Source organism: Halomonas sp. BC2, from assembly GCF_002078115.1.
GTDB lineage: Bacteria > Pseudomonadota > Gammaproteobacteria > Pseudomonadales > Halomonadaceae > Vreelandella > Vreelandella stevensii.
In genome coordinates, this window is sequence record NZ_LFGT01000005.1 from 55297 (window position 1) to 60689 (window position 5393).

Below are 5393 nucleotides of genomic sequence, written 5' to 3' on the forward strand. Positions count from 1 at the left end.
CAGGGCAACCCCTACGGTCAGGCCAATCAGGGTGCGGGGGGCGCGCAGCTCCTGCACCACGAACAGCGCTTCGCTGTCGTCCACGCCTTGCAGCAGCCCCAATACGCGCGCAGGGCCCACCTGGCCCGCGCCAATCACAAGGCTAACGACACACACCGCCAGCAAGGCGGTGAGCAGTATCAGCATCCAGGTCGTTGCGGAGCAGCGCCGGGCGGCGCTGCTCCCTATAAAAGCAGCAAACATCACGGCAACAACGCGTTCTCGATGTCATCCAGGATGGCCTGGGCCGCCAGCGGGCCGTTGGCGCTGCTCCAGAGCTGGCCGTTGACCGGCACGACCCGGTCGTTTTCGACGACGTTCAAGCGTGTAAATGCCGGGCTCTGGCGGGCGGCATCCAGCGCGGCCTGGCCATCGGCGTTGAGGGTCGCCAGAAACAGCCAGTCACCGTCTACCTGAGACAGGTTTTCCAGGCTGAGTACGTCGCTGTGGGCGCTATCTGGCTTGATCAGCCCGGCGTCCTGCACCTCCAGGCCCACGCTATCCAGCAGGCCCGTGGCAATCAGGTCCTTCGACATCACCATGGGGCCGCTGGGCATCCAACGGGCCAGCACGACCGTGCCGCCTACTCCAGCTTCAGCAATGGCACTGCTCAGCTCTGCGGCGCGCTGCTCCACGGCGGCAATGGCCTCGTCGATCTGCGCTTCGCGGTTGAGCGCCTGGCCATACAGGCGGGCTTCGGCTTCCCAGTTATCGGCCGCCAGCGGCTGGGTGTGAGGCACGATGGTAGGCGCAATACGCGACAGCAGCTGGTACTGGGCCTCGGGAAGCTGCGGTGCCGCCAGAATCAGATCAGGCTGCTGCGCCAGCACGGCTTCGATGTTGATCTCGCGCACGACGCCGACGATGGCCGGGCGCTCTTCGCCCAGGTAGGCTTCCACATACTCTGCCACGTTGTCACCGCCCCGGGTGGTCACGGCGCCCACTGGCAGAAGGCCTGCGGCCAGCGAGGCATCCAGCGCCCCCTCGTAAAGGGTGACCACACGCTCGGGGTGGTCGTTGACCTCGACCTCGCCATAAGCGGTCTCCAGGGTGCGCGCCTGAGCAGCGCTGGCGATCAGGCTGCCGACCATCAACCCCACGACTGCTCTACCCGCTAACCCGATCACACCACGCTGCAACGTACGGCCCATGAAAGCCTCTCCCGATTGAGTGTTGGAAAGATAGTAACGATTCTCAACAGCACTTGCACCCTTATTTACGCGAATGCGCCGTTGCATATCTTGCAACGCTTGAAGGCGACTCGGGGCCGTTTCGGTTCATGCAACGCACCGTTCGATGAAACAGCCTCGCGCATGGGAACTTTTCTTCTTAGAATCACAACCTCTTTTGATAATCAGTTTCATTAGCAAATAAGTTTCATCTCAGGGGATCACCATGCCACGCTTTACACGCTCTGCACTGGCCAGCGCCATTGCTGTCAGCATGACCGCCACCGCCGTCAATGCTCAGGAAACTGCCCAGCTCAACAACATGGTCGTGACGGCGGCCGGTTATGAGCAAACGCTCAATAACGCGCCCGCGAGTATTTCCGTGGTGACCCGTGAAGAGCTGGAGCAGAAGCAGTTTTCCAACATTGCCGAAGCCATCGCTGACGTACCGGGGGTAGATGTACGCGCAGGCACGGGCAAGACCGGCGGGCTGAATATTTCCATTCGTGGCATGCCCAGCAGCTATACCCTGATCCTCATCGACGGCCGCCGCCAAAACGCCTCTGGCGATGTGACCCCGAACGGTTTTGGTGAAACCTCTACCAGCTTCATCCCCCCGCTTTCTGCCATCGAACGTATCGAGGTGATTCGTGGGCCGATGTCCACGCTTTACGGCTCCGATGCCATGGGCGGCGTGATCAACATCATCACGCACCGCGTTGGCCAGGATTGGGCAGGCTCGGTGTCGGTGGAAAACTCCTTCCAACAGAACCGCGACGAGGGCAACAGCTCCGCCATCAACCTCTATGCTTCTGGCCCCTTGGTGGAAGACACCGTGGGCCTGCAGCTGCGCGGCCGCCTGTTTGACCGCGACAGCTCCGAGCGCATGATCGAGAACAGCTCAGGTCGCGACCCGCGCCCCTCGGAAGCGCGCATTTACTCCATCGGCGGGCGCATCAACGTCACGCCGGATGAAACGAACGAATTCTGGCTGGATGCCGAGCGCTCCCGCCAGACCTACGACAACAGCGACAGCCGCCTGGGCAATCTGGACACCCCCGCGCGGGTGTTTGGTTATGAAGACGAAATGCGCTTCAACCGCGATCAGGTCGCCATTGGCCATACCGGACGTTTCGAAGCGGGCACCTGGGAAAGCAGCATCAGCCATAGCGAAACCGAAACCCTGGGCCGCACCCTGCCAGCAGGCAATGCCCCCGACTACGGCTACGTGGCACAAGGCGGCGAACCCCGCCTGCTGGAAAACCGCGATATCGTGGTCGACAGCAAGTTCGTGGCCCCGCTGGGTGACCACATGGTGACCGTCGGCGGCCAGTACATCGACGCCCGCCTGGAAGACGGTACGGCAGGCAACGAGCGTTTCGAGCAGAACAGCTGGGCTGCCTTTGTGGAAGACGAGTGGCTGCTGCGCGATGATCTGGCGCTGACCCTGGGTGGCCGCTACGAAAACCACGACGCCTTTGGCGGGCACTTCAGCCCACGCGGCTACCTGGTATGGAACACCACGCCCCACTGGACGCTGAAAGGTGGTGTCAGCCAAGGCTACAAGACGCCCACGCTGAACCAGCTGCATGATGGCGTCAATGGGTTTGGCGGCCAAGGGGCAACGGTCAATATCGGCACCCCGGACCTGGAGCCGGAAAAAAGCACCAACTATGAAATTGGCGCCATCTACGACGACCAGGAGCGCTTCTCTGCCGGGGCAACGCTGTTCTTCACCCAGTTCCGCGATCGTATTGCCGACGCAGACGATATCCCCAACTGCCAGTTCATCGACAGCAATGGCAATACGCCCTATGCAGGGCTGGCCAACTGCTTGAGCGTGGGCAACTTTACCCAGCAGGAGAGCTTCGGGCAGTTGACCAATATCGACCGCGCCGAGACCCGCGGCGTCGAGCTGAGCGCCAACTATCAGATAGCCCCGGACTGGCGTGTCAGCGGCGGCTATACCTTCACCGACTCCGAGATCACCTCCGGTGACAACGAAGGGATGATTCTGACCAATACGCCGAAGCACAAGCTGACTGCCGACCTCACCTGGCAGATCAACGACCGCTGGAGCACCACGCTGGAAGGCGAGTACTACTCTTCTCGCGAGCGCTTCTCGGCAGGCCTGCCCACGTCGGGTGAAACGCTCTCACTGTATCAACAGCTAGGCAACAAGCTGGACGGGTATGAGCTGTTCAACCTGCGCAGCACCTACCGCTTCTCCGACAGCGTGCGGCTGACCGGCGCGGTCCAGAACCTGCTGGACAAGGACTTCACCGCCTACGACACCTTCGAGCACAACGGTGACACCTACGCAGCCTACCGCTACACCCAAACCGGCCGCTCCACTGACGGTGTTGCGCTGAACGGTCGCAGCTTCTGGTTGTCTGCTACTTACGAGTTCTGATCGTAGGTCGCCTACGACCCTTACTGTTTCAATGCTGAATTGATGCCCTGGCCTGGTGCCAGGGCTTTTTTTATCCGCAGCTGAGAAGACCTTTTCCAAACCTCAAATACAAACACAAATATAAATTATTTTCATTCATCAAAATAAATGGCACACTATTCGCTCCATGACTCAGCTCGGTGGCCGTGCCATGTACGATTTCGATGAACTTGCCGCATTTGCCGATGTGATGTCGACGGGTAGCCTGACCCGCAGCGCCCAGAAGCTGAGGCTGGCCAAGTCCACCCTGAGCCGTCGCATCAGCCAACTGGAAGCCCGCCTGAATCAGCCGCTGCTGCGGCGCCAGGCCAATCGCTTGATCCCGACCGAAGCGGGGCTGCTGTTCCACAGCTACTGCAACGAGCTGCTGGCCATGGCAGCCCATAGCCAGGAGGCGCTGGCCGAGCTGCGTGAAGAGATCAGCGGCAAGGTCACCCTGGAAGTGCATGGCGCCCTGGCCCGGGGCTGGATGGCGGGGGTCGTGGATGCCTTTCTGACGCGTTACCCCAAAGTGGAGCTGACCCTGCACACCCGCGAAACGCCGCCCAGCAAGATGCACAGCAACAGCGTGCATATCTGGTTGGGAGCCAATCACGAATGTGGGCTCAATCAGGAGCGGCTGGGATATCTTTCGCGGGGCTTGTATGCCAACCCAGGCTATCTGAAACAGGCAGGCCGCCCACAGCACCCCAGCGAACTTGGCGAGCACGCCTGGATCGACCTGCTGGATACGGCTTCCAACGGGCTGCTGCTGCATCATTCAGAACATCCCGACTACCTGTTCGATGCGCCCCGCTCGCGATTACGCGTCGATCTCACGGTACTGCACATCGATGCCATTGCTTATGGCCAGGGCATTGGCCTGCTGCCCCACTGGGTAGTGGCACGGCGCGAAACGCATCATCCCGGGGATCTGGTGCGCTGCCTACCAGGCTGGGAGCCTGCGGCCCTGCCCATCACCATGCTATACGCCTACGGGCAGCACTCCCGGCGAGTCAACGCCCTGCTGGAGTTTCTGCGCGAACAGGTCCCAGCCGAGTGGCAAACCACTCGCCCACGGGTCAATGCCTGACACTCCGCTACCCTGCTTGCCTGAGGGGTGCATTATTACCGACAATAGAGCGCTAAACCCCGTCAAGGAACGTTGATGCTCGCCGAACTGTTCGCCGTCATGGCCCCTGTACTGGCAGGCGCCGGACTTGGCTATGCCTGGGTACGCCTTGGGCACCCCTACCCCGTCGATTTCATTACGCGTCTGGTCTTCAACATCGGCACCCCGGCGCTGGTACTCGCATCGCTGTCCGGGGCCAATATCGATGCGGGGACCTTTGGCCATGTCATGCTGGCCACTGCGCTGGTCATCCTGACCATGGGGGCCGCCAGCTTTCTGGTGGCCAGGCTGCTGGGCCACCACTGGCGGGTGGTCATCGCCCCCATGATGTACCCCAATACGGGCAACATGGGGCTGCCGGTGGTGCTGTATGCCTTCGGTAGCGCCGGGTTTGCCTACGGCATCACGGTCATGGTGACCGTCTCGCTGTTTCAGTTCACCCTGGGGGCAGTACTGGATGCCAAGGGCAATCCGCTCAAGACGCTGGTCAAGACACCGACCGTGTATGCCATCGTCATCGCCATGGCGCTGCTGCTCACCGATACCCCTCTGCCTCCTTGGCTGGCCAATACCGTCGACCTGATGTCGGGCTTCACGGTGCCGCTGATGCTGATTACCCTAG

The 5393-nt window shown here is 61.3% G+C and carries 5 protein-coding genes; 3 read left to right on the forward strand and 2 right to left on the reverse strand.

The genetic code is table 11. The features are described from left to right. Both B7L71_RS03755 and B7L71_RS03760 read right to left on the reverse strand, forming a co-directional pair. A partial coding sequence (locus B7L71_RS03755; RefSeq protein ID WP_139788434.1) for an iron chelate uptake ABC transporter family permease subunit occupies nt 1–186 on the reverse strand: 186 nt, incomplete at its 3' end. A 56-nt stretch (nt 187–242) separates the two neighbouring features. Further along, nucleotides 243–1190: an iron-siderophore ABC transporter substrate-binding protein gene (locus tag B7L71_RS03760; RefSeq protein ID WP_081136091.1), complete on the reverse strand. Its 948-nt coding sequence runs from the start codon at nt 1188–1190 to the stop codon at nt 243–245. Nucleotides 1191–1434: 244 nt separating this feature from the next. Here B7L71_RS03760 and B7L71_RS03765 point away from each other — a divergent pair, with 244 nt between their 5' ends. The 3 genes from B7L71_RS03765 to B7L71_RS03775 form a co-directional block, all read left to right on the forward strand. Beyond that, nucleotides 1435–3621 (forward strand): TonB-dependent receptor domain-containing protein, encoded by a 2187-nt coding sequence (locus tag B7L71_RS03765; RefSeq protein WP_081136092.1) that lies wholly within the window; start codon nt 1435–1437, stop codon nt 3619–3621. A 190-nt stretch (nt 3622–3811) separates the two neighbouring features. Next, nucleotides 3812–4732 carry a LysR family transcriptional regulator gene (locus B7L71_RS03770; protein ID WP_081136426.1) on the forward strand — a complete coding sequence of 307 codons (921 nt, stop codon included), beginning with the start codon at nt 3812–3814 and terminating at the stop codon, nt 4730–4732. 75 nt (nt 4733–4807) lie between these two features. Continuing rightward, on the forward strand, nt 4808–5393 hold a 586-nt coding region (locus B7L71_RS03775; protein WP_081136094.1), incomplete at its 3' end, for an AEC family transporter.